This is a genomic window from Streptomyces sp. NPDC001536 (assembly GCF_042894505.1).
GTDB lineage: Bacteria > Actinomycetota > Actinomycetes > Streptomycetales > Streptomycetaceae > Streptomyces.
The window spans coordinates 273,983-299,924 of the sequence record NZ_JBIAVQ010000004.1; the positions used below are offsets into that span (position 1 = coordinate 273,983).

23 protein-coding genes are annotated in these 25,942 nt (G+C 71.7%); 9 read left to right on the plus strand and 14 right to left on the minus strand.

The window, feature by feature from the left end; translation table 11 throughout:
- Positions 1 to 28 precede the first annotated feature (28 nt).
- The gene (locus ACFY0U_RS14140; RefSeq protein ID WP_388634874.1) at positions 29 to 2,254 is read left to right on the plus strand and encodes an acetate--CoA ligase family protein; all 2,226 of its coding nucleotides are present in this window, start codon (positions 29 to 31) and stop codon (positions 2,252 to 2,254) included.
- Positions 2,254 to 3,045: an enoyl-CoA hydratase/isomerase family protein gene (locus ACFY0U_RS14145; RefSeq protein ID WP_388634876.1), complete on the plus strand. Its 792-nt coding sequence runs from the start codon at positions 2,254 to 2,256 to the stop codon at positions 3,043 to 3,045. Before ACFY0U_RS14140 ends, ACFY0U_RS14145 begins: the two co-directional genes overlap by 1 nt.
- Here ACFY0U_RS14145 and ACFY0U_RS14150 read toward each other — a convergent pair.
- Positions 3,032 to 3,988: a hypothetical protein gene (locus tag ACFY0U_RS14150; protein WP_388634878.1), complete on the minus strand. Its 957-nt coding sequence runs from the start codon at positions 3,986 to 3,988 to the stop codon at positions 3,032 to 3,034. The two genes, ACFY0U_RS14145 and ACFY0U_RS14150, sit on opposite strands and share 14 nt — an antisense overlap.
- Positions 3,989 to 4,070: 82 nt before the next feature.
- Here ACFY0U_RS14150 and ACFY0U_RS14155 point away from each other — a divergent pair, with 82 nt between their 5' ends.
- On the plus strand, positions 4,071 to 4,664 hold the full coding sequence (locus ACFY0U_RS14155) for a flavin reductase family protein (protein WP_388634880.1): 594 nt from the start codon (positions 4,071 to 4,073) through the stop codon (positions 4,662 to 4,664).
- On the opposite strand, the gene ACFY0U_RS14160 is transcribed toward ACFY0U_RS14155, so the two are convergent.
- Positions 4,661 to 5,965 (minus strand): MFS transporter, encoded by a 1,305-nt coding sequence (locus tag ACFY0U_RS14160; RefSeq protein ID WP_388634882.1) that lies wholly within the window; start codon positions 5,963 to 5,965, stop codon positions 4,661 to 4,663. The two genes, ACFY0U_RS14155 and ACFY0U_RS14160, sit on opposite strands and share 4 nt — an antisense overlap.
- A 71-nt stretch (positions 5,966 to 6,036) precedes the next feature.
- Between ACFY0U_RS14160 and ACFY0U_RS14165 the strand changes: the two genes are divergently transcribed.
- Positions 6,037 to 7,038 carry a GlxA family transcriptional regulator gene (locus ACFY0U_RS14165; protein WP_388634884.1) on the plus strand — a complete coding sequence of 334 codons (1,002 nt, stop codon included), beginning with the start codon at positions 6,037 to 6,039 and terminating at the stop codon, positions 7,036 to 7,038.
- Positions 7,039 to 7,161: 123 nt separating this feature from the next.
- On the opposite strand, the gene ACFY0U_RS14170 is transcribed toward ACFY0U_RS14165, so the two are convergent.
- The 3 genes from ACFY0U_RS14170 to ACFY0U_RS14180 all read right to left on the minus strand — a co-directional run bounded on the left by ACFY0U_RS14170 (position 7,162) and on the right by ACFY0U_RS14180 (position 10,378).
- The gene (locus tag ACFY0U_RS14170) at positions 7,162 to 8,211 is read right to left on the minus strand and encodes a Zn-dependent alcohol dehydrogenase (protein ID WP_388634886.1); all 1,050 of its coding nucleotides are present in this window, start codon (positions 8,209 to 8,211) and stop codon (positions 7,162 to 7,164) included.
- Positions 8,211 to 9,362, minus strand: a complete 1,152-nt coding sequence (locus ACFY0U_RS14175; RefSeq protein ID WP_388634888.1) for an acyl-CoA dehydrogenase family protein — start codon at positions 9,360 to 9,362, stop codon at positions 8,211 to 8,213. The genes ACFY0U_RS14170 and ACFY0U_RS14175 overlap by 1 nt, the downstream gene beginning before the upstream one ends.
- Before the next feature lie 110 nt (positions 9,363 to 9,472).
- Positions 9,473 to 10,378, minus strand: a complete 906-nt coding sequence (locus ACFY0U_RS14180) for an SDR family oxidoreductase (protein ID WP_388634890.1) — start codon at positions 10,376 to 10,378, stop codon at positions 9,473 to 9,475.
- Between the two features lie 85 nt (positions 10,379 to 10,463).
- On the opposite strand from ACFY0U_RS14180, the gene ACFY0U_RS14185 reads away from it, so the two are divergent.
- Complete coding sequence (locus tag ACFY0U_RS14185) at positions 10,464 to 11,399, plus strand: cyclase family protein (protein WP_388634892.1); 936 nt, start codon at positions 10,464 to 10,466, stop codon at positions 11,397 to 11,399.
- A gap of 387 nt (positions 11,400 to 11,786) precedes the next feature.
- On the opposite strand, the gene ACFY0U_RS14190 is transcribed toward ACFY0U_RS14185, so the two are convergent.
- The 4 genes from ACFY0U_RS14190 to ACFY0U_RS14205 form a co-directional block, all read right to left on the minus strand.
- Positions 11,787 to 12,260, minus strand: coding sequence for an ATP-binding protein (locus ACFY0U_RS14190; RefSeq protein ID WP_388635354.1), 474 nt, complete (start codon positions 12,258 to 12,260; stop codon positions 11,787 to 11,789).
- A 509-nt stretch (positions 12,261 to 12,769) separates the two neighbouring features.
- The gene (locus tag ACFY0U_RS14195; RefSeq protein WP_388635356.1) at positions 12,770 to 13,792 is read right to left on the minus strand and encodes an acyl-CoA dehydrogenase family protein; all 1,023 of its coding nucleotides are present in this window, start codon (positions 13,790 to 13,792) and stop codon (positions 12,770 to 12,772) included.
- Positions 13,793 to 13,800: 8 nt separating this feature from the next.
- Positions 13,801 to 14,934: an acyl-CoA dehydrogenase family protein gene (locus ACFY0U_RS14200; protein ID WP_388634894.1), complete on the minus strand. Its 1,134-nt coding sequence runs from the start codon at positions 14,932 to 14,934 to the stop codon at positions 13,801 to 13,803.
- Complete coding sequence (locus tag ACFY0U_RS14205; RefSeq protein WP_388634896.1) at positions 14,934 to 16,136, minus strand: amidohydrolase family protein; 1,203 nt, start codon at positions 16,134 to 16,136, stop codon at positions 14,934 to 14,936. Before ACFY0U_RS14205 ends, ACFY0U_RS14200 begins: the two co-directional genes overlap by 1 nt.
- Positions 16,137 to 16,235: 99 nt before the next feature.
- On the opposite strand from ACFY0U_RS14205, the gene ACFY0U_RS14210 reads away from it, so the two are divergent.
- Complete coding sequence (locus tag ACFY0U_RS14210) at positions 16,236 to 17,744, plus strand: class I adenylate-forming enzyme family protein (protein ID WP_388634898.1); 1,509 nt, start codon at positions 16,236 to 16,238, stop codon at positions 17,742 to 17,744.
- Here ACFY0U_RS14210 and ACFY0U_RS14215 read toward each other — a convergent pair.
- Both ACFY0U_RS14215 and ACFY0U_RS14220 read right to left on the minus strand, forming a co-directional pair.
- On the minus strand, positions 17,723 to 18,235 hold the full coding sequence (locus tag ACFY0U_RS14215; protein ID WP_388634900.1) for an EF-hand domain-containing protein: 513 nt from the start codon (positions 18,233 to 18,235) through the stop codon (positions 17,723 to 17,725). The genes ACFY0U_RS14210 and ACFY0U_RS14215 overlap by 22 nt on opposite strands.
- Before the next feature lie 149 nt (positions 18,236 to 18,384).
- Complete coding sequence (locus ACFY0U_RS14220) at positions 18,385 to 18,765, minus strand: STAS domain-containing protein (protein ID WP_388634902.1); 381 nt, start codon at positions 18,763 to 18,765, stop codon at positions 18,385 to 18,387.
- Between the two features lie 329 nt (positions 18,766 to 19,094).
- On the opposite strand from ACFY0U_RS14220, the gene ACFY0U_RS14225 reads away from it, so the two are divergent.
- Complete coding sequence (locus ACFY0U_RS14225) at positions 19,095 to 19,679, plus strand: sigma-70 family RNA polymerase sigma factor (protein ID WP_388634904.1); 585 nt, start codon at positions 19,095 to 19,097, stop codon at positions 19,677 to 19,679.
- Positions 19,676 to 21,058: a zf-HC2 domain-containing protein gene (locus ACFY0U_RS14230; RefSeq protein ID WP_388634906.1), complete on the plus strand. Its 1,383-nt coding sequence runs from the start codon at positions 19,676 to 19,678 to the stop codon at positions 21,056 to 21,058. Before ACFY0U_RS14225 ends, ACFY0U_RS14230 begins: the two co-directional genes overlap by 4 nt.
- Before the next feature lie 150 nt (positions 21,059 to 21,208).
- On the opposite strand, the gene purU is transcribed toward ACFY0U_RS14230, so the two are convergent.
- Positions 21,209 to 22,090, minus strand: a complete 882-nt coding sequence (gene purU / locus ACFY0U_RS14235; RefSeq protein WP_388634908.1) for a formyltetrahydrofolate deformylase — start codon at positions 22,088 to 22,090, stop codon at positions 21,209 to 21,211.
- Positions 22,091 to 22,136: 46 nt separating this feature from the next.
- Positions 22,137 to 22,637 carry a hypothetical protein gene (locus ACFY0U_RS14240; protein WP_388634910.1) on the minus strand — a complete coding sequence of 167 codons (501 nt, stop codon included), beginning with the start codon at positions 22,635 to 22,637 and terminating at the stop codon, positions 22,137 to 22,139.
- 117 nt (positions 22,638 to 22,754) lie between these two features.
- Between ACFY0U_RS14240 and ACFY0U_RS14245 the strand changes: the two genes are divergently transcribed.
- Positions 22,755 to 24,062, plus strand: coding sequence for an ABC transporter substrate-binding protein (locus tag ACFY0U_RS14245; protein ID WP_388634912.1), 1,308 nt, complete (start codon positions 22,755 to 22,757; stop codon positions 24,060 to 24,062).
- A 45-nt stretch (positions 24,063 to 24,107) separates the two neighbouring features.
- On the opposite strand, the gene ACFY0U_RS14250 is transcribed toward ACFY0U_RS14245, so the two are convergent.
- A complete protein-coding gene (locus ACFY0U_RS14250; protein ID WP_388634914.1) occupies positions 24,108 to 25,796 on the minus strand; it encodes a hypothetical protein in 1,689 nt (562 codons plus the stop codon).
- Between the last annotated feature and the right edge of the window lie 146 nt (positions 25,797 to 25,942).

The following is a 25,942-nucleotide window of genomic DNA, read 5'->3' on the forward strand; positions in this document are numbered from 1 at the left end:
TCGCTGTCACACAGGAGCGGGCGGACCGATGCTTGGATCAACCCACGGCACCCTCACCACCGACTCCCGCCGGGCCCGGGTCATCGCTTGCGGCGAGCAACCCGGGCCCGCCGTCCACGGCAGGCCGGCTGATGTCGACGACCTCGACGTCAGCGGCCGGCCGCTGTACTGCGACGTCCCCGATCTGGACCGGTTCTTCCGGCCGGAGTCGGTCGCCGTGATCGGCGCCTCGGACGCCGAGGGGCGCCCGAACACCGGTGTCACCCGGCAGTTGGTGGCCTGGGCCGAGCGGGTCGGAGCCCGTCTGCACCCGGTGCATCCCACCCGCCCCTCCGTCTTCGGCATCCCCTGCTCCCCTTCCGTCGCCGACCTGCCCGAACAGGTCGATCTCGCCGTGCTGCTGGTCGCCGACCCCCTTCCCGTGGTCGAGGAACTGGCCGAGGCCAAGGTCAAGTTCGCGGTCGTCTTCGCCTCCGGGTTCGCGGAGACCGGCGAGGAGGGCGCCGCCGCCCAGGCCCGGCTCTCCACGGCCGTGCGCCGGTCGGGGATGCGGCTGCTCGGGCCCAACACCAACCTCAACGCCTTCGAGCGGTTCCGCGAGGACCTCGACGGACCGGCCATCGCCCTCATCACCCAGTCCGGGCACCAGGGCCGCCCCGTCTTCGCCCTCCAGGAACTCGGCATCCGCCTCTCCCACTGGGCGCCGACCGGCAACGAGGCCGACCTGGAGACCGCCGACTTCCTCTCCTACTTCGCCGAGCGGCCCGAGGTGGGCGCGATCGCCTGCTACGTCGAGGGGCTGAAGGACGGCCGCTCCTTCCTGCTCGCCGCCGACCGGGCCGCCCGCCGCAAGGTGCCGGTGGTCGCCGTCAAGGTCGGCCGCACCGAGACCGGCGCCCGCACGGCCGCCTCCCACACCGGCAAGCTGACCGGCGCGGACGCGGTGGTGGACGCGGCGATGCGGCAGTACGGGGTGATCCGCGTCGACGGTCTCGACGAACTACAGGACACCGCCGCCCTGTTGGCCCGCGCCCGCCCGCCGCAGGCCGACGGGGTCGTCGTCTATTCGATCTCGGGCGGCACGGGCGCGCACTTCGCCGACCTGGCGACGGAAGCGGGGCTGAGGCTGCCGGAGCTCTCGGCTGCCAAGCAGGCCGAGCTGCACCAGTGGATACCCGAGTACCTGAGCGTCGCCAACCCGGTCGACAACGGCGGCCATCCCGTCGGCGACTGGCGCGGCCGGAAGATCATCGACGCGATCCTCGACGACCCCGCGGTCGGGGTGCTGATCTGCCCGGTCACCGGCCCCTTCCCACCCCTGAGCGACAAGCTCGTCCAGGACCTGGTGGACGCGGCCGAGCGGACGGACAAGCTGGTCTGCGTGGTGTGGGGCTCGCCCGTCGGCACCGAGCCGGCCTATCGCGAGGTCCTCCTCGGCTCCTCCCGGGTGGCCACCTTCCGCACGGTCGCGAACTGCATCACCGCGGTCCGCGCCTACCTCGACCACCACCGCTTCGTGGCCGCCTACCGCTCGCCCCTCGACGAGGCCCCGCGCACCACGTCCCCGTCCTTCCGCAAGGCCCAGGCCCTGATGCGCCCAGGTCAGCAGCTGAGCGAGCACGCGGCGAAGCAGCTGCTGCGGGCGTACGGCATCCGCGTGCCGCGCGAGCAGCTGGTGACCAGCGCGGCGGCGGCCGTACGGGCGGCGGGCCAGGTCGGCTACCCGGTGGTGATGAAGGCGTCCGGCGCGCAGATCGCCCACAAGACCGAGCTCGGCCTGGTGAAGATCGAGCTCACGTCCGCCAGCCAGGTCCGCGACGCCTACCGGGAGTTGACCGACATCGCCCGCTACGAGGGCGTCCTGCTGGACGGCGTCCTAGTCTGCCAGATGGTCGAGCGGGGTGTGGAGATGGTCGTCGGCGTCACCCACGACGACCTCTTCGGACCGACCGTCACGGTCGGGCTCGGCGGGGTGCTGGTCGAGGTGCTGCGCGACACCGCCGTACGTGTGCCGCCCTTCGGGGAGGACCAGGCGCGGCACATGTGCGGTGAACTGCGCGGGCGGGCCCTGCTGGACGGGGTCCGGGGGCGCCCCCCGGCGGATCTCGACGCGCTCGTCGAGGTGATCCTGCGGGTGCAGCGCATGGCACTGGAGCTCGGGGACGAGTTGGCCGAGCTGGACATCAATCCGCTGATGGTGCTGCCCCGCGGGCAGGGTGCGGTGGCGCTGGACGCGTTGGCGGTGTGCCGCTGATGCCGCCGACAGGGGTGCGGCAGGAGACGCGCGACCACGTCTCGCACATCACGCTCGACCGACCCGAGGCTCTCAACGCCCTCACCCCCGATCAGCGGGACCACATCATCGGGTTGCTCGGCGACGCCTCCGGCGACCCCGATGTGCGGGCCGTGGTGCTGACCGGTACGGGGCGGGGGTTCTGTGCGGGCGCGGATCTGCGAGGGGTGCCCGCGGCAGGCGACCGGGTCTCCGGTGACGTCGCCCGCACGATCCGGCTCGGTGCGCAGCGGCTGATCGCGGCCGTCCTCGACTGCGAGAAGCCGGTGATCGCCGCGGTGAACGGGACGGCGGCGGGCATCGGCGCACACCTCGCGTTCGCCTGCGACCTCGTCCTCGCGGCCGAATCGGCCCGGTTCATCGAGGTGTTCGTGCGCCGGGGGCTCGTGCCGGACGGCGGTGGGGCGTATCTGCTGCCCCGTCTCATCGGCCCCCAGCGCGCCAAGGAGCTGATGTTCTTCGGCGACGCGCTGAGCGCCGCCGACGCCGAGCGTCTCGGCCTGGTCAACCGGGTGGTGCCGGACGGGGAGTTGGACAAGACGGCCCGTGAATGGGCGGCCCGTCTCGCCGCGGGGCCGACCCGCGCCCTCGTCCTGACCAAGCAGCTCGTCAACGCCTCCCTCGACAGCGACCGCGCCACCGCCTTCGCCGCGGAGGCGGCCGCGCAGGAGATCAACATGACGACCGAGGACGCCCAGGAGGGAGTGGCGAGCTTCGTGGAGCGGCGGAGCGCGGAGTTCAGGGGGCGGTGACTCGGTCCCGCGTGAGGATCCGCAGGTCCCCCGCGTCCGGATCGCCGAACAGGACGAACAGTTCGGGCTCGCGCTCGGTGCCGCCGATCGTCCAGAACGTCGGCGTCCCGCAGCCACCGTCGACGCGCAGGCCGACGCCGTCACGGTCCGCGTCCTCGCCCTTGTCCCCGCGCACCGGTTCCCAGGCGCCGGTGCCCTCGCACACGGTGTAGGGCGGGTCGGCGAGCCAGTCGTCGTCCTCCGACACGGTGGGCAGCGCGGTGAGTTCGGCCCGGCCGCCCGGGTGCAGCCGCAGGACGGCGCCGTCCTCGCCACGCCATACGCCGGCGAGCTGCCCGGTGGACAGCTCCGGGGGCTCGTACTCCTCGACGATCCCGGTCTCGGTGGCCAGTACGGCGCCGCCGAAGACGACCACGAACAGCACGAAGGAGACGCCCGCCGACAGGATCCAGGTCCCCGTGCATCCCCATGCCCGTTCGCGAGAGCGGCTGCTGCGTCTGAAGTACGCCACGCCGAGCACCGGGAGGACCCCGAGGGCCGCGAAGGCGGCGGCCGTGGCGGCGAACGGCAGGCCACTCGCCACGGCGACAGCGCCTGCCCAGACCACCCCGAGCACCGCCGCCCACGCCAGGTGCCACGCCCACTCGGGTCCGCGGGCGCGGCGGACGGTGAGCCGGGCGAGCACCGCGGCCGGCAGGGTCTGCACGCACGCGTGCAGCAGTCCCAGGAACGGCATCCACAGCGGTGCGAGGAGGAACAGGCAGACCAGCGCGAACGCGCCGCCTCCGGCGCCGTGGTCATCGCCCGTCGCGGCGCCGACGTACCAGATCAGAAGGGCCGCCGGCAGCTGCGCCGCCCCCACCGCCGCGGCCGCGTTGACCGCGACCGAATCCCCGGCCCGCCGGGCCCGCCCGAGCTCCCGCCGTATGTCTCCCCACCCCATGCACGCAGCGTACGCAGCCGTCTTGCCCGCCTTCGCTCAGCCCTTCCCATCTGACGAACCGTCAGCTTCAATGGGAGACGTGATGGGACAAGCAGGCATGGCCGAAGCCGCCGTCCGCTATCTCCGGTCGGCCGGAGCGGCGCCCGTGGAGGCGTTGCCGCGGCCCGAGCTGCGCTGTGTCCGCGAGGACGAGCGCGCGCCGGTCGGACAGGGCGAGTTCCGGCGGGTGCTGGGGAACTTCGCGTCCGGCGTGGCCGTTGTCACCTCACCCGCCGCCGACGGCGAGGACGGCCCCGCCGGCTTCGCCTGCCAGTCCTTCGCCGCCCTGTCCCTCGACCCGCCCCTGGTCGCCTTCATGGTCGGCCGTACGTCGACGACCTGGCCCCGCATCGCCCGCGCCGGGGTCTTCTGTGTCAACGTCCTCGCCGCCCACCAGGGCGAGTTGTGCCGTGGCTTCGCGGTGAGCGGTGCGGACAAGTTCGCGGGGGTCGCCTTCGACGCGGCACCGGCGTCCGGTTCACCGCGCCTGGCGGACACGCTCGCGTGGATCGACTGCACGATCCACGCGGTGCACACGGGCGGCGACCACCTCATCGTGGTGGGGCGGGTGGAAGCGCTGGGGACGGGTGACGAGGACCGGGCGCCCCTGCTGTTCCACAAGGGACGGTTCGTCTAGGCCACGGCCGGGACCGGCGTGGCCGGCCTGCGCCGGATCACCAGCGCCATCAGCGCCGCCGCCGCGCACAGCGCCCCTGACGCGTACCAGATCATGTCGTACTCGCCGAAGACGTCGCGCACCACACCGCCGGCGAAGGCCACGAGCGCCGCCCCGACCTGGTGCGAGGCGAGGACCCAGCCGAAGACGATCGCGCTGTCGTCGCCGTAGTGCTCGCGGCACAGGGCGACGGTGGGCGGGACGGTGGCGACCCAGTCGAGGCCGTAGAAGACGATGAAGAAGAGCATCGGCGGGTGGACGCTCGGTCCGAGCAGCATGGGCAGGAACAGCAGCGAGACGCCGCGCAGGGCGTAGTACACGGCGAGCAGCCGGCGCGCGTCGAAGCGGTCGGTGAACCAGCCCGAGGCGATGGTGCCGACCACGTCGAACACCCCGATGACCGCGAGCAGCGAGGCCGCCGCCGTGATGGGCATGCCGTGGTCGTGGGCGGCGGGCACGAAGTGGGTCTGGATCAGGCCGTTGGTGGAGGCGCCGCAGATCGCGAAGGTGCCGGCGAGCAGCCAGAACGGGCCGGTGCGGGCCGCCTTGAACAGCACGGTGACCGCGCGGCGGGCGGCGCCCGGCACCGGTTCCGGCTTGGGCACGAACTCCTTCGCGCCGTACGGCTTCAGGCCCACGTCGGCCGGGTGGTCGCGCAGCAGCAGCCAGACGAAGGGGACGACCGCGAGGGCGGCCAGGGCCACGGTGACGGCCGCCGGGCGCCAGTCGTGCTTCTCGACCATCCAGGACAGCACGGGCAGGAAGATCAGCTGGCCGGAGGCGGAGGCGGCGGTCAGGATGCCGGTGACCAGGCCGCGCCGTTCGGTGAACCAGCGGTTGGTGACCGTCGCCGCGAACGCCAGCGCCATCGAGCCGGAACCCAGACCGACCAGCAGGCCCCAGCACAGCAGCAGCTGCCAGGCCGCCGTCATCCACACCGTCAGCCCCGAGCCGGCCGCGATCACGGTGAGCGCCACCGCGACGACCCGGCGGATGCCGTAGCGGTCCATCAGCGCGGCCGCGAAGGGGGCGGTGAGTCCGTACAGCGCGAGGTTGATCGAGACGGCCGCGCCGATCGTGCCGCGTGACCAGCCGAAGTCCTCGTGCAGCGGGTCGATGAGCAGTCCGGGCAGCGAACGGAAGGCGGCCGCGCCGATGATCGTCACGAAGGTGACGGCGGCGACGAACCAGGCGCGGTGGATGCGGGCGGGCTTCTTTCCCGTGCGGGGCGCCTGTACGGCGGGTTCGGTTGTCTGGGTCACGACATAGAGCTTGCGATCTGCGGCTCTCCCGATCGAGTGGCCCGAAGGACAGCGTTCGTTAGGATCGGGCCATGAGCCGTGAGCCGGAGTTCCGCCCGCACCGCGTCGTCGTCCTCGCCATGGACGGCCTGCTCCCCTTCGAGCTGGGCATCCCGCACCGCATCTTCGACCGTCCGAGGGACAGCCGGGGCCGGCGTCTGTACGAGGTCGTCACCTGCTCGATCCGGCCGCCGGGCCCGGTCCGTACGGACTCCGACTTCGACGTCATGGTCGCCAACGGCCCCGAGACCCTGGCCACCGCCGACACGGTGATCGTCCCGGCGTCCTACGAGTTCGGCCCGGTCTACGAGGACGGTGTCCTCACCCCCGAGCTGGCCGCCGCGCTCGCGCACATCCGGCCCGGCACCCGGCTCGCCTCCATCTGCACCGGCGTCTACGTCCTCGCCGCCGCCGGCTGCCTCGACGGCCGCCCCGCCACCACCCACTGGGCCGACGCCGAGCGCCTCCAGCGGCTCTTCCCGCGGATCAAGGTCGACCCGAACGTCCTGTACGTCGACGACGGCGACGTCCTCACCTCCGCGGGCGTCGCCGCCGGCATCGACCTGTGCCTGCACATCGTGCGCCGCGACCACGGCAGCGCCGTCGCCAACGCGGTGGCCCGGCGCACGGTCGTACCGCCGCACCGCGAGGGCGGCCAGGCCCAGTACATCCGGCGCCCCGTACCCGAGCCGCAGCTGGCCACCACGACCACCGCCCGCGCCTGGGCGCTGGGCCGCCTCCACGAGCCGATCCAACTGCGGGACATGGCCGAGCAGGAGTCGATGTCCGTACGGACCTTCACGCGCCGCTTCCGCGAGGAGGTCGGCATCAGCCCCGGCCAGTGGCTCACCCAGCAGCGGGTGGAACACGCCCGCCACCTCCTGGAGTCCACCGACCTCTCCGTGGACCAGATCGCCCGCGACGCCGGCTTCGGCACGGCCCAGTCGATGCGCCAGCACCTACAGACGGCGCTCGGCGTCACACCCACCAGCTATCGGCGCACCTTCCGCGCGGGGAGCGGCGTCAGCGGGTAGGCCGGCGGCAGCGCTTGAGCCCTCGCGGGCGGGATCGGGGGACAGCTCCGCGGCCGCACCCGAGCCCGACGGGACGGCAACAGCGATGCAGGCCCAGATGAGCACCGGCAGTCCGGAACCCCCTCAGAAGGTCAGCACCCCCCTCGCCACCTTCCCCGCCTCCGCGTCCGCCACCGCCCGCTCGAACTCCTCGACCGGATAGGTCTGTGTCACCAACTCGTCCAGCAGCAGCCGCCCTTCCCGATACAGCTCGGCATACAGCGCGATGTCCCGCTGCGGCCGGGACGACCCGTACCGGCAGCCCAGGATCGACTTGTCCAGGAACATGGACGCCACGACGAAGGACGCCTCGGCGCCGGGAGCCGGCATCCCGAGGAGGACCGCCTGACCGTGCCGGTCCAGGAGGTCGACGGCCTGGCGGACGAGCTCCACCCGCCCGACGCACTCGAAGACATGGTCCGCCCCCGTCGGCAGCAGCTCCCGCACCCCCTCCGCAGAGGTCAGGAAGTCGGTCGCCCCGAACTGCCGTGCCACCGCCTCCTTGGCCGGATTGGCGTCGACGGCGACGATCCGCAGCGCCCCCGCGATCCGGGCCCCCTGCAACACATTGAGCCCGATACCCCCCGTACCGATCACGACGACACTGTCCCCGCGATCCACCTTCGCCCGGTTGAGCACGGCCCCCACCCCGGTCAGCACCCCGCACCCGATGAGCGCGGCGGAGGGCAGCGGGATGTCCTTGGGGATACGCACCACCTGCACGGCCTTGACCACCGTCCGCTCGGCGAAGGCGGAGTTCGACGCGAACTGGAAGACCGGCCGCCCACCCCGCGCGAACGGCTGCCCCGGCCGCCCGATCGCCTTGCGGCACATGGTCGGCCGCCCCCGGTCGCAGTCCGCGCAGGTACCGCAGTTGGCCAGCGTGGACAGGGACACATGGTCCCCGGCCGCGACATGCGAGACCCCCTCCCCCACGGCCTCGACGACCCCCGCCCCCTCATGCCCCAGCACCACGGGCACCGGAAAGGGAATCGTCCCGTCCACCACGGACAGATCGCTGTGACACAGCCCCGCCGCCGATACGGCGACCAGCACCTCCCCCGGCCCCGGCCCCCGCACCTCCAGGTCGTCGACGACCTCGACCCGCTTCCCGTCGAACACCACGCCGCGCATCACACAACCCCCTTGGGTTCCTTCGGCAGCCCGAGCACCCGCTCGGCGATGATCGTGCGCTGCACCTGGTCCGAGCCGCCGTAGATCGTGTCGGCCCGGGAGAACAGGAACAGATGCTGAAACGCGTCGAGTTCGTACGGCGCCGAGACCGACCAGTCGGCGGGCCCGACCCCCGCCGCCACCCCCCGCACCTGCATGGCCAGCTCCCCGAGCCGCTGATGCCACCCGCCCCACAGCAGCTTGGCGACACTGGAGGCGCCGGCATCCCCCGAACCCCCCAGCGTGCGCAGGGCGTTCCACCGCATCACCCGCAGCTCGGCCCACTGCCGGACCAGCCGATCCCGTACGACGGGATCACCCACCGTCCCGCTGTCGACGGCCGCCCGCACCACCCGCCCCAACTCGGCGGCGAACCCGATCTGCTGGGCGAGCGTGGACACCCCCCGCTCGAACCCGAGCAGACTCATCGCGACCCGCCACCCGGCCCCCTCACCCCCGACGACATGCTCCACGCGCGCGTGCGCACCGTCGAAGAAGACCTCGTTGAACTCACTGGTGCCGGTCATCTGCCGAATGGGCCGCACCTCGATCCGCCCCGGCTGATCCATGGCGACGAGCAGAAAGGACAGCCCGTGATGCCGGGTGGAATCCGGCTCGGTACGAGCCAGCACGAAACACCAGTCGGCCTCCTGCGCCAGTGAGGTCCAGATCTTCTGCCCGGTGACGCGGTACGTCCCATCCCCCGCGCGCTCCGCCTTCGTACGAATCCCCGCGAGGTCAGAGCCGGCACCGGGTTCGCTGTACCCCTGACACCACAGTTCCTCGCCGGCGGCGATCGCGGGAAGAAAGCGCCCCTTCTGCTCGGCCGTCCCATGCGCCAGCAGGGTGGGCGCCAGCAGGTTCTCCCCGATGTGCCCGGAGCGCGGCGGCGCGGAAGACCGCGCGTACTCCTCGGCCCAGGCGACCTGCTGGGTGAGCGTGCCGGTGCGATTGCCGTACCCGCCCTCGGGCCACCCCAGCCCGATCCACCCGTCTTTCCCGAGGGTGCGCTCCCAGCTGCGACGGTCCGGACGAGCCGAGACATGTTCGCTGAGCCAAGCCCGAGCCTCCGCGCGAAAGGCTTCGTCCTCAGCGGCCGTTCCGAAGTCCACAGACCTCTCCTCCCATACGCCGGATGCGCCGACCCACCCAGGGGCGCGGGGAACTGCGCGACAAGCCACAACGAGCCCGCAGCCGCCAACCCACCGATCCGCCCACCCCACTAGGCGTTGGGGCGTTCCCCTTCACGCGCGGCCCTCTCCATCGCAGCAAGCCGCTCCAGCAAGGGCATGGGATCCACCCCCACCGACCCCGGCAAGAACTCCGCGATCCGCTCCGGCGTCCAGGAACCCTCCGCATACGCAGCGCGCAGCTCCCGCGGCTGCGCCCACACCGCGATCTTCGGCCCGGCGACCGTGTACACCTGCCCGGTGACCTCCCGAGCCCGCTCCGACAGCAGATACACGACGAGCGCGGCCACATCCTCCGGCTCCCCGATCTCCGCCAGCGACATGGGCACACCGGCCGACATCCGCGTACGAGCCACCGGCGCCACCGCGTTCGCGGTCACCCCGTACTTGTTCAGCCCCAGCGCGGCGCTCCGGACCAGCGAGATGATCCCGCCCTTCGCGGCGCTGTAGTTGGCCTGCGAGACGGACCCCTGATGGTTCCCACTGGTGAACCCGATCAAGGTCCCGGACTTCTGCTTGCGCATGACCGCGGAGGCCGCCCGGAACACGGTGAACGTCCCCTTGAGGTGAGTGGCGACCACCGGGTCCCACTCCTCCTCGGTCATGTTGAACAGCATCCGCTCGCGCAGGATCCCGGCGACACACACGACCCCGTCCAGCCGCCCGTACGACGAGAGCGCCACGTCGACGACCCGCTGCCCACCCGCCATGGTCGACACGTCGTCGGCGACCGCGACGGCCTCCCCGCCGGCGGCCGAGATCTCCTTGACGACACCCTCGGCGACCTCACTCGTCGGCGAGGCACCGTCCACCGCGACCCCGTAGTCGTTGACGACGACGGACGCCCCCTCGGCCGCAGCACTCAGCGCCACCGCCCGCCCGATCCCGCGCCCCGCCCCCGTCACGGCGACCACCTTGCCTGCCAAGAAGTTCCCCACGCCCGGCCCCTTCCCGCGGTTTCTGACGGACCGTTAGATTTTATGACCCGTCAGACACCCGTAGACAAGCCCCGGGGGAGCACCGATGCCACTGCCCGCGATGCATCCGGCGTTTCACGACATCGCCAAGCGCGTGAACAACTGGGGGCGTTGGGGCCCCGACGACGAGATCGGCACCCTCAACCTGATCACCGACGAGGTCGTGCGCCGGGCCGCGACGGAGGTCAGGTCCGGCCGCCGCGTCCCGCTCTCCCTGCCGCTGAAGGAGGACGGCGTGCAGACCGGTCTGATGCCGGGGCGGGTCAACCCCCTGCACGCGATGGTGCAGATCAACCAGGAGATCTTCGGCCCGGGCACGGTCGCGTGCAGCGACGACGCCGTGACGATGGGCCTGCAAGCGGCCACCCACTGGGACGCGCTCACCCATGTCTCGCACTCGGGCGTGCTCTACAACGGCCGCTCCGCCGCCACCATCACCCCGCACGGCGGCGCCGAGTTCAGCGGTATCGACAAGGCACGGCACATCGTCTCGCGCGGCGTCCTGCTGGACGTGGCACGCGCGCGTGGCACGGACCGGCTGGGCGGCTCGTACGCCGTCACCCCGGAGGACCTGGAGGCCGCCGAGGAACTCGCGGGCACGCGCGTGCGCTCCGGCGACATCGTGCTCGTACGGACCGGGCAGATCCAGGTGTATCTGGCGGGCGACAAGCACGCGTACGGCTATCCGTCGCCGGGGTTTTCGATCCGTACGCCGGAGTGGTTCCACGCGCGCGATGTCGCGGCGGTCGCGAACGACACGCTGACCTTCGAGATCTTTCCGCCCGAGATCGAGGATCTGTGGCTGCCCGTGCACGCCCTCGACCTGGTGGAGATGGGGATGCTTCAGGGCCAGAACTGGAATCTCGAAGAGTTGTCCACAGCCTGTGGAGAAGCGGGCCGCTACACGTTCCTGCTGTCGGCGATGCCCGAGCCGTTCGTCGGCGCGACGGGCACTCCGGTCGCCCCGGTCGCCATTCTCTGACGCGGCAGACACGGGCGAGGGTCGGACGGCGGCGCCCCGACGCCCGCCCCGAGCACGGCACCGTGCTCCGCCGTCCGACTCGGCGCACCCGCCCCGGTTCCGCTCGACCGTGAGGGAACCGGCGCCGAATCACGACCCACACTCGCCGAGGGCTCCCGTCACCGAAACCCTCGTCGTCCCCTCGCGGCGAATCGCTGACCACAAGCGTGAGCAAACGGACACGCGGCGTCAACACCTGTACGGGGATTTATTACTTACGCACCATTTGTGCAGGGCGCACACAGAAGCACATCACGGCGCACCCCCAGTCGATCGACAGGGAGCACCGAAACGTTCTGCAACCGCGCACCGACCGCGCCACCGTGGGCGACACAACCCCGGACGGCCTCAGACCGCCTCGTACGCCAGACCCTCGTACCCCTCGAAGGCCGGTACGCCGCCGCCGAAGGACGCCGACCCCTCGCGGCCCTCCGCCGCGCAGCGGTCGAGTTCGCACCAGATGCGTTTGCCGGCCCCTTCGGGGCTCCAGCCCCACCGGTCGGCGAGGCCGTCGACGAGAGCGAGTCCGCGTCCGCCCGTGGCGTCACCGTCGACGCAGCGCGGCACGGGGGCACGGCCACTGGCGTCGGCCACCTCCAGGCGGACGGTGGCCTGTTCGGCCGCGGCACCGGGCAGCGACAGGCGCAGGACGGCCGGACGGCCGGTGTGCACCACGGCGTTGGTGACCAGTTCGGACACGAGCAGGATCAGGGTCTCGGCGAGCGGCTCGTCGACCCCTATCCCGGACCCGGCGAGCCGCGATCGGGCCCACCGCCGGGCTCGCCCCACCTCAGCGGGGTCGGGCCGGATCTCCAGCTGCACTTGAAGCACCTGCACCGCTCACACCATCCGAACCGGCAGACACATAGCCTCGCGCCTCACGAGGGCCACGATCGTAGCCATTTTTTGCATGGCCAGAACAATGGCCACGGCCGGGATCACAGAACGTGAATCCCTTACGAGACAGCATGGTTGACGTACAGTCACCTCAACAAGCGCTTCGGGCATATTCCAGCGCGAAGGAGTACCCGGCTGGCATACTGTGCGACGCTCGTTGCGGGGAGTCGAACAGGTGGAGGCCAACGGCCCGCCGACCCTGCGAGAAGCGGCGCGCACCGCCGCATCCGGAGCCGCCACAGAGGCAACACCGGCATGGCTCGTGCTCGGAACCACTCGCATCCCACAGAAGGTACCGGAGCGACTCCCCGACTCCAGGCCGTGACGGGTCACGCATAGGACACAACCCGATATCAACGCTCCGTAATTCCGGTATGCCACAATCCGCGACATTCACGGGAGCGCTCCCGCCCGACCCCGTGGCCCACCTCCTGTCAGACCGTCAGTTCGGCCGCGAGCAGCTCCTCACACTCCGTGCGGCCGCCGCCACGCTGCGCTCGCACCCAGGCCCGCTTCAGATGCAGATGCACCTCGGACTCCCAGGTGAAGCCCATGCCGCCGTGCACCTGGAGGCAGTCGCGGGCGCCGCGTACGGCGGCCTCGTCGGCGAGCAGCCGGGCCGCGGCGATGTCGGCCGGGTCCGCGGTGACGGCGGCCGCGTAGACCGCCGCACGGGCCACCTCGGCCCGCACCAGCAGCTGCGCGCAGAGATGCTTGACGGCCTGGAACGCTCCGATCGGCTGCCCGAACTGCTCACGGGTCCGGGCGTGTTGCACCGCCAGCTCGCACGCGCGCGTGGCGGTCCCGAGCTGCTCGGCGGCGGTGAGGAGCACGGCGACGGGGTCGGTCGCGGGCCTTCCGGGCGCAGGGCCCCCAGGCACCGCCAGGCGGGGCGGGCCCGCCGTGTCCGCCGACGACAGCGGTACGAAGTCGCCCGCGTCGGCCTCGGACACCCGCTGCGGGGACGCCGACGGGCCCACCGCCCGCACCGGCCCGAAGTCCGCCACGGCACCCCCGCCGACGCGGTGCAGGGGCGTCAGCGGATCGACCGACCGCAGCGCCACGGCGCCGGCTGTGTCGCCTCGTACGACGTCGGCGGCGTCCAGCCACTCCACCAGCCCGCCGTCCACGCCCGCCACGACCACGGACCCGTCGGCGGCCCCGGACACCGTGCCCGCCGCGAGATGCGTGGCCACCAACGGCCCGGGCAGCAGTACCCGGCCCGCCTCCTCGAAGGCCAACACCGCCTCGGGCAGCCCGAGTCCGACCCCTCCGTCATCCTCCGCCAGCCGCAGCGCGAAGAACCCGGCCTCGCCCAGCTCCCGCCACAGCGCCCGGTCCAGGCGGCCGGGCGTGTCGACGGCGGCCCGCAGCGCCTCGCGGCCGAAGCGCCGGGCCAGCAGTTCTCGTACGCCGTCCCGCAACGCGCGTTGATCATCGGTGAGTTGGAAACGCACGGGAACAGTCACCGCCCCTTCGGCAGCCCGAGGATCCGTTCGGCCACGATGTTCTGCTGGATCTGCGAGGTGCCGGCGGCGATGGTGTACGACAGCGAGGACAGCCGGTCCAGGACCCACGGCCGGTCGAGGTCGAGGGCATCGGGACCCAGGACGTCGGCGGCGGTGTCGTAGAGCTCCTGGCGCGCGTGCGAATACCTCAGTTTGAAAACCGAACCCCCGACACCGGGGACTCCCCCGGAGGTCTCCGCCTCGCTCACGTTCCACTGCGTCAGCCGCCACAGCGCCCGGAACTCGGCGTTGAGCCGCCCGAGCCGCCGTCTGAGCTCCGGCTCGTCCCAGCGCCCGTTCTTGCGCGCCTCACCGGCGAGTTCGCACAACACCCGCCTGCACGCGACCACTTCGCCCACGAAGGCCGTGCCGCGCTCGAAGGACAGCGTCACCATGGTCACGTGCCAGCCGTCGTTCTCGTCCCCGACCCGGTTGCCGACCGGCACCCGCACCTCGTCGAGGAACACCTCGGCGAACTCGGCGGACCCGGCCAGGGTCTTCAGGGGCCGTACGGTGATCCCCGGCGCGTCCATGGGCATGGCGAGCCAGGTGATGCCCCGGTGCTTGGGCGCCGCCGGGTCGGTGCGCACCAGCAGTTCGCACCAGTCGGCGACTTCGGCGTGCGAGGTCCAGATCTTGGACCCGCTCACCACGTAGTCGTCGCCGTCCCTACGCGCGCGTGTCCGCAGCGCGGCGAGGTCGGATCCGGCGTCGGGCTCGCTGAACCCCTGGCACCAGACCTCCTCCCCGCGCAGGATCGGCGCCAGCCACCGCGCCCGCTGCTCGGCGGTCCCCTCCGCGGCGATGGTGGGCCCCGCGTGCAGCAGGCCGACGAACCCCGCGCCCACATAGGGCGCCCCCGCCTTCTCGGTCTCCTCCAGGAAGATCAGCCGCGTGGTCGGCGAGGCGTCCCAGTGCACGTGCGCGTACCCGGCGTCGTACAGCATCCGCTGCCAGCCCATGTCGTAGGCGCGGCGCCCGGGCCAGTCGTCCGGGGACGGCTTGGGCGGCAGCGTGGGCAGCACGCGGCCGAGCCACTGCCTCAACCCCGCCCGGAACTCCTCCTCTTCGGGCGAGCAGGAGAGCTCCACTACCGGTCCCGGTCCAGATCGAGATCGAGCATGCGGATGGCGTTGCCCCGCATCAGCTTGTAGACGGTCTCGTCGTCCAGGCCCTTCACATGGTCGAGGGCGACCTCCTTGGTGTGCGGGAAGGTCGAGTCGACGTGCGGATAGTCGGTCTCGAAGGTGGCGTTGTCACGGCCGACGACGTCCAGCGAGGCGACGCCGTGCTTGTCGCGGAAGAAGCAGCAGAACATCTGCCGGTAGTAGTACGTGGACGGCGGCTCGGGGATCAGATCCCGCACCCCGCCCCACGCGCGGTGCTCCTCCCACACGTCGTCGGCGCGCTCCAGGGCATACGGGATCCAGCCCATCTGGCCCTCGCTGTAGGCGAGTTTGAGCGTCGGGAACTTCACCAGGACCCCGCTGAAGAGGAAGTCCATCATCGAGGCCATGGCGTTGTTGAAGCTGAGCGCGGCCTGGACGGCGGGCGGGGCGTCGGGGGAGGCCGCCGGCATCTGGGAGCTGCTGCCGATGTGCATGTTGACGACCGTGCCGGTCTCCTGGCAGACCGCGAAGAACGGGTCCCAGTGGCCGGAGTGGATGGAGGGCAGTCCGAGGTAGGTGGGGATCTCGGAGAAGGTCACGGCCTTCACGCCGCGTGCGGCGTTGCGCCGGATCTCCGCGACCGCCAGCTCCACGTCCCACAGCGGGATCAGGCAGAGCGGGATGAGCCGCCCGCCGCTGTCCCCGCACCACTCCTCGACCATCCAGTCGTTGTAGGCGCGCACACAGGCCAGCGCGACCTCTTTGTCGTGCGCCTCGGCGAAGGTCTGTCCGCAGAAGCGCGGGAAGGTCGGGAAGCACAGGCTGCCCTCGACGTGGTTGAGATCCATGTCCTTGAGCCGTGCGACGGGGTCCCAGCAGCCGCGCCGCATCTCCTCGCGGGTGATGCCCTCCAGGGTCATCTCGTCGCGGTCGAAGCCGACGGCGGCGATGTTGCGCTTGTACGGGAACTTCAGGTCTTCGTAGATCCACCAGTCGGTGGGCGGACCGTCCGGGTCCATCGTGATCTGGTACTTGCCGCCGACGTAGGCGAGTTCACCGATCCCGGCGGTGAGCGGCTGCGGTCCGCGGTCCTGGTACTTGGCGGGCAGCCAGGTCTTGAACAGGTGCGCGGGCTCGATCACATGGTCGTCGACGCTGATGATGCGGGGCAGTTCGGTCGGCATGGTCCCCTCCGCCGGACGGTGTTCACCGGACAGGCACAATCTGATGGAGCGTCAGATAGCATGTCACCTGACGAGTCGTCAGCCAAGCAGGGGGCACCCATGAACGAGACCCCGCAATCCCTGAGCTCCGCCCGCACCCTCTGGGACCTGGTCACCCGCCGCGCCGACCTCACCCCCGACCGCCCGGTCCTCCTCCAGGACGACCGCTCCCTGAGCTTCGGCGAGCTACGCGCGCGTGCCGAGCGGGTCGCGGCGGGGCTGTACGACATGGGCGTACGCCCCGGCACGGTGGTCGCCTGGCAGCTGCCCACCCGGATCGAGACGGCGGTGCTGTCCTTCGCGCTGGCCCGTCTGGGCGCGGTCCAGTCACCGGTCATCCCGTTCTACCGGGACCGCGAAGTCGGCTTCGCACTGCGGGAGTCCAAGGCCGAGTACTTCGCGATACCCGGCGAGTGGCGGGGCTTCGACTACCCGGGGATGGCGCGGCGGCTCGGCGCGAAGGGCGTCTTCGAGGCGTACGACCGTCTCCCCGACGGCGATCCCGCCCTGCTGCCCGCCCCGCCCTCCTCGGGCACCTCGGTCCGCTGGATCTACTGGACCTCGGGCACGACCTCCGACCCCAAGGGCGTGCTGCACACGGACCGTTCACTGATCGCGGGCGGCTCCTGCCTCGCCCACGCGCTGAAGCTGTCGCCCGACGACGTGGGCTCGATGGCCTTCCCCTACGCACACATCGCGGGGCCCGACTACACGGTGATGCTGCTCCTGTACGGCTTCCCGGCGGTGATGTTCGAGCAGTTCGCGCTGCCGGACGCGCTGGAGGGGTACCGCCGGCACGGCGTGACGGTGGCCGGCGGATCGACGGCGTTCTACTCGATGTTCCTGGCCGAGCAGCGCAAGCGGCCGGAGGCGAAGGTGATACCCACCCTGCGACTGCTGGCCGGTGGCGGGGCGCCCAAGCCGCCGGAGGTGTACCACGCGGTCGTCCGGGAGATGGGGGTGCAGCTCACGCACGGGTACGGCATGACCGAGGTGCCGATGATCACCATGGGGTCGCCGGACGACTCCGCGGAGAACCTCGCGACGACCGAGGGGCGGCCCCCGGAGGGGATGGAGATACGGATCGTGGACGGGGAGGTGCGGCTGCGCGGGGAGGCGGTGTGCCAGGGGTATCTGGACGCGGGGCAGACGGCGGAGGCCTTCGACGAGGACGGGTTCCTGCGCACCGGTGACCTGGGGGTGCTCAGGGACACCGGGCATCTGGTGCTCACCGGGCGGCTCAAGGACGTGATCATCCGCAAGGGCGAGAACATCTCGGCGAAGGAGATCGAGGACCTGCTGGCCGCGCATCCGGCGGTCGCAGACGTGGCGGTGATCGGGCTGCCGGACGAGGAGCGCGGGGAGCGGGTGTGCGCGGTGGTCGAACAGCCGCCCGGGGCCGAGGAGTTGACGCTGGCTGCGCTGACGTCCTACCTCCGCGCGGAAGGGCTGTCGGTCCACAAGCTGCCGGAGCGGCTGGAGGTGGTGGACGCCCTTCCGCGCAACGAGACGCTCAGGAAGGTGCTCAAGTACAAGCTGCGGGAGCGCTACTCGGGGACGGTGAAGTAGCGGGCGAAGGCGGAGACGACCTCCTCCTCGCCGATCCTGCCGTCGCCGTCGGTGTCGAGCGTGGCGGCCGCGGCGACGGCGGCCTCCTGCGCGACGCCGAGGATCCGCAGCACGCGCGCGGTGTCCTCGACTGTGGCCGCTCCGTCGCCGTCCGGGTCGGCGACGGCGAGGGCCGCGTGCAGGAAGGGCCGGGCGATCTCGGCGAACCGGTCGGGATTGTCGCGCAGCCGCTTCACGGCGCCGTTCACGAACTCTTCCCGGGTGATCCGCTGGTCTCCGTCGCGGTCCGCTATCCCCGCCATGCCCTGCCAGAACGCCTCCGCGCCGACATACAGGGCCTGTCCCTTGTCCGACCGTGCCGCCGTACCGAACTCCGCGAGCAGCGCCTTGGCCGCCACGCTGAAGTCCGCCCGGTCGATGTAGCCGTTGCCGTCCTGGTCGAAGGTGGCGAACCGGCCGGCGATCCTGCGCTCGTACTCGCTGCTGACCATGTCTTCTCGGGCCGCCTTACGTCACGTGGGGTGCATCTGGATCGGAGCGTACGACGCCGGGGCGGGGCGGGGAGCGGGAAAACGGCGGTTGTGCCAAGACCGGGGGAATTTCGGGACAACGATGTGGCAGAAACGGCGACTCCTCCAGGTCACGCCGACAGCGGCCCGGCCTCGTCCTCCGTCGCCGAGACCAGGTCCAGGTGGACGTCGAACAGCCGTCGCACCCCCAGCGCCCCCAGCACCCTGTTGACGTGGGAGCCGTCCACGGCGCCCTGGGCGGGGAGGATCAGCCGCAGGTGCCCCTGGCAGGAGCGGATGAGGCGGCGGGAGGCTATGAGCACGCCGACGCCGCTGGAGTCGCAGAAGAAGACCTCGGAGAGGTCGAGGACAAGACTGTGCCGGCCCTCGGCCACCACGTCGTGCACCCGCTGCCGCAGCACCGGTGACGTCACCAGGTCCAGTTCTCCCGACACATGGAGCACGGCCCAGTCGCCGTGTTCGCCGCCGGTCACGTTGAACGCCACCACCACGCCCTTCGTTCGCCGGGACTTCCCGGAACGGCCCGCAAACGGAAGCCGTTCCTACGCTTCCTTGCAGCGCGGCTGCCCAGCGGCCGTTCCCTGAAACACAAGTCAGGAAACGGAAACCGATCAGAAGAGGCTTGTTTTAGTCGCCTTCGATCCTGTTCGATCGTGGATGGGCGCAGAGTGGAAGGAAGACGAAGGTCCACTATCACCAGCCGCTCTCTCGGGGGCGCACATTGCTACAAAGGGGCGTGCGCTGTCAGACGTGCCGACTACATTCGAGGAGACGGTGGGTTCAGGCTTGACGAGGACGCGAAGGACCGGGAGGGGGCGGCATGGTGAAGAAGGACGCACCTCCCCGCTGGGACCGCAAGATGCAGCAGCGGCTCGCACGCGGTGAGGCGGCCGCCCTCGGCGAGCTCTACGACCGGTTCGCCTCGCTGGTGCACGGCCTCGCCCACCGCGTGCTGGGCGACGAGCGCGCCGCCGACGGCATCACCCGCGAGGTCTTCGCCCACGTCTGGGAGCACCCCGACGCCTACGACCCCAAACAGGGCCCCCTGCGCTCCTGGGTCGCCACCCTGACCCACCGCCTCGCCGTGCAGCGCCTGCGCGCCACCGAGACCGCGGCCCTGGCCCAGGACGGCCGCGGCTCCACCGAGGAACTGGAGCTCAAGGTCCGTCACGCCTCCGTCGCCGCCCGCGCCGACTACATCGTCCAGTCCATGCCCTCCCCGCTGCGCGCCGCCCTGGAGCTCGCGTACTTCCAGCGCCGCGACTACCGCCAGACCGCCGCCGACCTCGGCGTCACCGAGGACGAGGCCCGCCGCCGCCTCCGGCTGGGCCTCCAGCTCCTGGCCACGGCCCATGACGCCGGCGCCGCCCCCGGAGCGCCTCCCGGCTACGGAGGTGCGGCGTGAACGAGGCGAACCGCTTCGAGGCGTACGACGAACACGAAGGCAAGGAAGGGAAGGAGGGCGAGGAGGGCCGGGAGTACAAGCCCCACGACGGCGCTGACCAGCAGGGCGAGCCCTCGCCCCCGGCAGGCGACGACGGCACCGGCGGCCCGACCGACGGCGACCGTCCCACCCCCGCCTCCGAGCCGCCCCGCATACCGCTCCCGCGCGCGTCCGTCGAGGACACCGGGCACCCCCTGCCCCCACTGGAGACACCGCCGCCCGCACCCCTGGTCCTGGAACACCCCGTACTGAAGGCGCTGCTCGGCGCCTGGGCACTGGCCGCCTGCTCCCCGGAGGAGACCGCGGCCGTCGAGGAGCACCTCGGCGACTGCGGCTCCTGCGCGGACGAGGCGCTGCGACTGCGCGGGGCGGTCGGTCTGCTCCATCCGCCGGAGAGCCTCGACCTCGACCCCGGACTGCGCACCCGCGTCCTGGAGGGCTGCCTGGACCGCCGCCCGCCTCGCATCCCGGTACCCGAGTGGGCGGCGCCCTACGACGCCGAGACGGCCCGTCTGGACGCGCTGCTGCGGGACATGGGCGATGCCGAGTGGCACGCGCCCGTGCGGCTGCGCTGGTTCGAGGCCGACGAGGCGACGAGCCGTCGTACGACGGTCGCCGGCGTCATCGCGCACCTGCTCACGGTCGACGGCCTCGTCGCCCTCGCGCTGGGCCTGGACGACCCGCTCGGCGACGTCACCACAGACGCGCCGACCCCCGCGGCCCGCACCGAGGCGTTCTGGCGCGGCTCCCACTTCCCGCCGACCCGCTCCGTCCGGGGCCCCTGGCGCGAACAGAGCCACGACCTGGTGCGCACGGTCTCCTTCACCGGCGGCGGCCCCGGCAAGCTCTCGGTGTCCTACGGCGACTTCGAGCTCCCCCTGCACGACGCCATGCTGGACCGCGCCTTCGAGTGCTGGGTCCACGCGGAGGACATCGCCGAGGCGGTCGACTACCCGTACGACCCGCCGTCCCCCCGCCATCTGAACCGCATGATCGACCTGGCCGCCCGCATGCTCCCCGCGGCGCTGGCCGTGCGGCGCCGAACCGGGCTGGCCGCGCCGCTCCGCGGCCGCCACCTCGTCCCCGCGGGCGAGCCCGGGCGCAGCCTGCGGCTGGAGATCGAGGGTTCGGGCGGCGGCGAGTGGCTGATCCCGCTGGACTCCCCGGCGGCGGTGGGCTCCACGGAGTACGAGGTGGCCCACGTGGCCCTCGACGGCGTGGAGTTCTGCCAACTGGCCGCGGGCCATGTGCCTCCGGCGGACGCGGCGGCGGGACAGGTGGGTGACCGGGAGGCGATCAGGGACGTACTGTTCGCGGTCGCGTCGTTGAGCCGGATCTAGGGGCGGGTTGCGGATTCGCCGGCGGCTGCGGGTGAGTGGGGGCCCTAAAGAAGGCCGGTTCCCTGGACCCACCTTTTTTAGGGGCGCGGGGAACTGCGCGACCAGCCACAACCAGCCCGCAGCCGCCCGACGACACAAGCCCCCGAGCTCTTAGGCGAACACAACCGTCCGCCGCCCGTTCAGCAGAATCCGCCGCTCCGCATGCCACTTCACGGCCCGCGCCAGCGCCTGGCACTCGACATCCCGCCCGATCGCGACCAGCTGGTCCGGCGTGACGTCATGCCCCACCCGCTCGACCTCCTGCTCGATGATCGGCCCCTCATCGAGGTCAGCGGTCACATAGTGCGCCGTCGCACCGATCAGCTTGACCCCACGGGCGTGAGCCTGGTGATACGGCTTCGCACCCTTGAAGCTCGGCAGGAACGAGTGATGGATGTTGATGATCCGCCCGCTCAACTGCTTGCAGAGGTCGTCCGAGAGCACCTGCATGTACCGGGCGAGAACGACGAGCTCCACATTCTGCTCACGCACCAGCTCCAGCAGCCGCGCCTCCGCCTCCGCCTTGTTCTCCCGCGTCACCGGAATGTGGTGGAAGGGAATGTCGTACGACCTCACGAGCTCGGCGAAGTCGGTGTGGTTGGAGACCACCGCGGCGATCTCCACCGGCAGCGCACCGATACGGGCCCGGAACAGCAGGTCGTTCAGGCAGTGCCCGAACTTGCTGACCATGAGGACGACCCGCATCTTCTCCTCGGGCTGGTGGATCTGCCAGTCCATGTGGAAGGCGTCACCGATCGCCGCGAAGCTGGCCCGCAGCTTGTCCACCGTGACCGGCGCCTCCGCTGAGAAGTGGACGCGCATGAAGAACAGACCCGTGTCGTGGTCGCCGAACTGCTGGCTGTCCTCGATGTTGCAGCCGGTCATGAAGAGGTAGCTCGACACGGCGTGCACGATGCCCTGTTTGTCGGGGCAGGACAGGGTGAGGACGTACTGCTCGGCGGGCGCCGCGGCTCGGGTGGACTGCTCGTTCATGCAGGACAGGGTCCCATATCCACCGGCACCCCAGAGAACGCGTCCGTCACGCGGACCGGGTCATGATCTGGAGCACGTGCAGCGAGCGGGGCGGCTGGTCCGGGTCGTCCCCGTCGGCCGTGGCCATCCGCACATGGGCGTCCCGCGCGGCCCGTACCGCCTCCGGCCACCCCTGGTGGTCGAGATAGGCGGAGACGGGTGCGTCCGGGCCGACCTGGTGCATGATCCGCAGCACCCGCAGGACCGCGGTGTCGACGAGGGCCGACTCCTGGGAGTCCCGGAAGATCGTGCCGACGTATTTCTCGGCGGACCAGTTGTCCAGCCAGGTGTCCTCGACGAGGCGGTACACGGCGTCGGTGACGTCCCCGTACCCCTCGACACCGGCCAGCCAGACGTCCCGCTGGAACCCTGGGTCGGAGAGCATGTGCAGCGCGGAGCGCACATTGCTGCGCCAGCGCCACCACGGCATGTCGTTCAGTGGCATGCCGCCCATGGTGGAGGAGCGACGGCCGCGACGGGAAGAGTTCTCCGAACCTTGCACGGTCATCGATCGTACGTTCCTCGTCACACCGGTCTCACCGACCCCCGCAATTCACCTTCGCGTCACCGTTCGTTGACCGTAAGTCACTCCCGGGTTGGCCATGTGGCGAAAGCGTGTGTGTCCATGACCGGCAGGCGACGCATCCGCAGCACCTTCCTCCCCAAGCTCCACCCGCCCGTCAGAGCCACCGCCCTCGTGGCGACGGCACTGGCCGCGTGTGCGTCGCTGACCGTCGGTTGCGGGGTCATCCCCGGTGCCACGGGGGGCTCCGGGGATGACCCGATCAAGGTCATGACCTGGGCCCCGATGAACACCGGCGCCACCAACAAGCCCGGTATGCCCGCCTTCGCGCAGGCCTACGCCCGTTGGGTCAACGCGCACGGCGGCATCAAGGGCCGCAAGCTCTCCGTCCTGGTCTGCAACGACCACAACGACGCCGTCTCCGCCGCCAAGTGCGCCCAGCGCGCGGTCGACGAGAAGGTCGTCGCGGTGGTCGGCTCCTACAGCCAGTACGGCGACGCGTTCTTCCCGACGCTCGAAGGTGCCGACATCCCCTACATAGGCGGCTACGGCATCACCAACGCCGAGTTCGACAGCGTGGCCTCCTACCCCGTCAACGGCGGCCAGCCCAGCCTGCTCGCCGGCCTCGGCGAGGAACTCGGCGGCAGCTGCGGGCCCGTGGCACTCGTCCGCCCCGACAGCATCGCGGGCGACGAACTGCACGTCATGCTCGACTCAGGCCTGAAGGCCGCCGGCCACGCCGCCGCGGACGACCAGCTGGCCGCGGAGGACGCCACCGAGTACTCGGCCCAGTCCGAGCGCGCCCTCGCCCACGCGGTCGGCGACCCGACGAAGAAGGGGTGTGTGCTGCCCGCGCTCGGCGACCGCACCAGCACCTTCATGGACTCCTTCCGGCGCGCCCGCGAAAGCTACCCCGACGTACGCACCGGCACGGTCCTCGGCAGCGTCGACCAGACGGTCATAGACGCCTCCGGCGGCGCGTCGGGCCCCTACGAGGGGTCGTACATCACCGGCTGGTACCCGGTCGCGACCGACCAGCGCTGGGACCCGATGAAGAAGGTCATCAAGGAGCAGGCCTTCGACGACAACCGCATCGACCCCGCGGACGCCGGAGTGCAGACCACCTGGCTCGCGTACACCGTGTTCAAGGCCGCCGTCGACTCGCTCGACGACGGCGAGCTCACGTCGTCCGCCGTACGCAAGGCGCTCGACGGCGGTCTGAAGGTCAACACGGGCGGACTGACCCCGACCCTCAACTGGGAGTACGAGAACGGCCTCGGGGCCATCGGACTGCCGCGCCTGGTCAACACCGAGGTGACGCTCCAGGCCGTGCGCAAGGGCCGGCTGGTGGCAGCGCGCAAGGGCTTCACGGACGTACGCAAGACGCTGGCGAACGCCGACGTGAGCTAGTCCACGGACGACCGAGCGGGGGCCGCGACCGGCGGCCCCCGTTCATCACAGCTGGGTGCGGGTGCGTTCGGTCAGGCCGTACGTCTTCGCGATCGCGTTCCACAGCTTGGCCGCCGTGATCTTCTGCGTGCTGGCCTCGCCGCTCGCGGTGTTGCCGGCCTGGGTCTGGCCGGTGGCGCGGGCCTGGCCCTTCTTGCAGCCCTTCTTGCCTGCGGTCTGGTCGGCCCAGGCCGCGTAGTGGTTGTCGGCCGACGCGGAGGCCTGCCACGCCTTGGTGAGGGCGGTGGTCAGCTCGGCGTGGTTGGGCAGCTTGTCGACGGAGAGGCTGGACAGACGGGTCACCAGGTCGTTGCGCTGGGTGGCCGCGTCCCGCAGGTCCTTGGCCGCCTGGCCGAGGTTCTTGCAGGCCTTCACGTCCTCCACCGCGCTGATCACCGAGGCCCGGCTGTCACCGCTGTCGGCCAGCAGCTTGTCCAGCTCGACGGCCTGTGCCTCGGCCGGGTCCGCGGAAGGCGAGGCGGACTCGCTCGCCGGGGCGGTCGCGGCGACGGTCTTGTTGCCGTCCCCGTCGTCGCCCCCGCCACCACCGGCCATCAGCGCGCCCGCGCCGATGCCGAGGACGGCGATACCGATGCCGACGGCGGCGATGAGCGGCACCCGCGAGCGGTTGCGGCCGCCGCGGCCACCACCGTCGTCGTGGTGGTCGCGGTGCCCGTACGACGGCGGCTGGTGCCCCGAGTGCGGCGGCTGCGCCGGCTCGAAGCGCGGCAGCTGCTGCGTGGCCCCGGCCGGGCTCTCCCCGCCCGGCCCGCTGCGGAAGAGGTTGTCGAACTCGGCGGGCGGCTGCCGCTCCCCGCCGTGCTGGCCGGGCACGGGCGCGATGTACTGCGTGGCCTCGGCGTCCGGCCCGGACACGGGCGGCAGCGGCCCGCCGCCGCCCTGCGGGGCACGCCCCAGGTACTGCGTCTGCTCCGGCACCCCCTGCGCGGGCACCTCGGGCGGCAGAGCCCCGGGCGCGACCGGCGGGATGTACTGCGTGGCACCCTCGTCCGGGGACGCGGCGACCGGCGGAATGTACTGCGTCGCCCCCTCGTCCGGGGACGCGGCGACCGGCGGGATGTACTGCGTGGCGCCCTCGTCCGCCGGGGGCAGGGGTACGCCGGTGGCACCGCCGGGTCCGGCGGGCGTGCCGTAGGCGTCGGCGGCGGGCGGCAGCGGGGCGCCGTATCCGCTCGCGGGATTCGGGTTCACCGGCGGCAGGTAGTACGAGGTGGGCTGGTCGGTGTCCTGGCCGACGGGCGGCAGAGGCGCACCCTGGCCGGTTCCGTGCTGGGGGTTCTGGTCCACCGGCGGCAGGTAGTACGAGGTGGGCTGGTCGGTGTCGTAGCCGCCGGGCTGCGGCAGCGGCTGCGACGCGTCCTGGGCGCCCCACTGCTGGGCCTGCGCCTGGTACGGGTCCGGCGCACCCCACTGCTGGTCCTGCGGTGCGCCCCAGCCCTCGCCCTGCTGCGGGGCGGGCGACTGCTGCTCGGGTCCCCACGGGGTGCCCCAGGCCTGACCGCCGGGTGGGGGCGCGGGGGCCGGGTTCGGGTTCGGGGTGTGCGGGGCGGACTGGTAGCCGCCGGGTCCGCCCGTCTGGCCCGGCAGCAGCGGTTCGCCGCCGTCGGAGGGCAGCACGATGCCTTCGCGCGCCACGCGCGGCGAGGGCTCCTCGCCCTGTCCACTCTGCGTCACCGGGACTCCTACTAATGGGGGACCTTGTGAATCGTCGGCTCACGCTACCGGGTCCCCCGAGCCCGGTGCCACGCAGCACAGGTCTGGACCGGCGTCCCTGTGACCGCGGTAACAAATCCGGGCCCGCATCCGCTATATAGACCCTC

What these genes read in the sequence shown, in the direction of transcription:
- ACFY0U_RS14140 (WP_388634874.1), top strand. Translation starts at nt 29, where the DNA reads ATGCTTGGATCAACCCACGGCACCCTCACCACCGACTCCCGCCGGGCC.
- ACFY0U_RS14145 (WP_388634876.1), top strand. Translation starts at nt 2,254, where the DNA reads ATGCCGCCGACAGGGGTGCGGCAGGAGACGCGCGACCACGTCTCGCAC.
- ACFY0U_RS14150 (WP_388634878.1), bottom strand. Translation starts at nt 3,988, where the DNA reads ATGGGGTGGGGAGACATACGGCGGGAGCTCGGGCGGGCCCGGCGGGCC.
- ACFY0U_RS14155 (WP_388634880.1), top strand. Translation starts at nt 4,071, where the DNA reads ATGGGACAAGCAGGCATGGCCGAAGCCGCCGTCCGCTATCTCCGGTCG.
- ACFY0U_RS14165 (WP_388634884.1), top strand. Translation starts at nt 6,037, where the DNA reads ATGAGCCGTGAGCCGGAGTTCCGCCCGCACCGCGTCGTCGTCCTCGCC.
- ACFY0U_RS14170 (WP_388634886.1), bottom strand. Translation starts at nt 8,211, where the DNA reads ATGCGCGGCGTGGTGTTCGACGGGAAGCGGGTCGAGGTCGTCGACGAC.
- ACFY0U_RS14185 (WP_388634892.1), top strand. Translation starts at nt 10,464, where the DNA reads ATGCCACTGCCCGCGATGCATCCGGCGTTTCACGACATCGCCAAGCGC.
- ACFY0U_RS14205 (WP_388634896.1), bottom strand. Translation starts at nt 16,136, where the DNA reads ATGCCGACCGAACTGCCCCGCATCATCAGCGTCGACGACCATGTGATC.
- ACFY0U_RS14210 (WP_388634898.1), top strand. Translation starts at nt 16,236, where the DNA reads ATGAACGAGACCCCGCAATCCCTGAGCTCCGCCCGCACCCTCTGGGAC.
- ACFY0U_RS14215 (WP_388634900.1), bottom strand. Translation starts at nt 18,235, where the DNA reads ATGGTCAGCAGCGAGTACGAGCGCAGGATCGCCGGCCGGTTCGCCACC.
- ACFY0U_RS14225 (WP_388634904.1), top strand. Translation starts at nt 19,095, where the DNA reads ATGGTGAAGAAGGACGCACCTCCCCGCTGGGACCGCAAGATGCAGCAG.
- purU (WP_388634908.1), bottom strand. Translation starts at nt 22,090, where the DNA reads ATGAACGAGCAGTCCACCCGAGCCGCGGCGCCCGCCGAGCAGTACGTC.
- ACFY0U_RS14240 (WP_388634910.1), bottom strand. Translation starts at nt 22,637, where the DNA reads ATGACCGTGCAAGGTTCGGAGAACTCTTCCCGTCGCGGCCGTCGCTCC.
- ACFY0U_RS14245 (WP_388634912.1), top strand. Translation starts at nt 22,755, where the DNA reads ATGACCGGCAGGCGACGCATCCGCAGCACCTTCCTCCCCAAGCTCCAC.